Origin of the sequence: Kitasatospora sp. MBT66, from assembly GCF_000710405.2 — a bacterium.
GTDB lineage: Bacteria > Actinomycetota > Actinomycetes > Streptomycetales > Streptomycetaceae > Kitasatospora > Kitasatospora purpeofusca.
Map to the genome: position 1 here is coordinate 608,937 of NZ_JAIY01000004.1, position 636 is coordinate 609,572.

Consider the following 636-nt stretch of genomic DNA (forward strand, 5'->3'; position numbering starts at 1 on the left):
GGATCGGCGGGCTGGACACCAAGCGGATCGGCAAGACCTACTCCCGCCTCACGACGGCCTCGGTCCCGGCAGCGGTGGTCGGTCTGGCCGTCAGCCTGGCGGTCACCAAGGTCGTCGGCGGCTGGGCCGGCGCGGTGCTGACGGTCGTCCTGGCCGGCGGACTCCAGCTGGCCGTCTTCGTGCTCATCGCGAAGCGGCTGCGGATCGAGGAACTCAACGCCATGCTGGGTATGGTGCGCGGCCGACTGGGCCGCTGACCCGGGGTCGGGCCGCCACCGGACCCCGGGTCGTCCCGGGCCCGGCAGGGCGGCCCGGCGTCGGATCTGCACCACATCTCTCCACCAACAGGCAACCGCGCGGACCTTTCGGCGGTCGTACCCGGTGGAGAACAGTGGGCACAATTGTCCTGGAGCACCGGAGTCACCCGCCGATGCACTCCAACGACTCTCTCTCAGGCCCGGGGCGACACAAGGGGAGGCAGGACCACGGTGGCTGATGGCACCAAGGCGGTCGTCGACACATCGGCAGCTGACGGGGCGGCGGACGAGGCCGCGCTCGCGGCGGCGATCGACGAACTCGCCGACGGCACGGCCCGGGCCACCGCGGCCGGCTCCCCCGCGGAGAAGGACGGCCGCG

At 72.6% G+C, this 636-nt stretch carries 1 pseudogene; it reads left to right on the forward strand.

Going from position 1 to position 636, the window contains the following annotated elements:
• Window positions 1–257: pseudogene (locus tag BI06_RS50465) on the forward strand (murein biosynthesis integral membrane protein MurJ); the annotation flags it as partial.
• Window positions 258–636 lie beyond the last annotated feature (379 nt).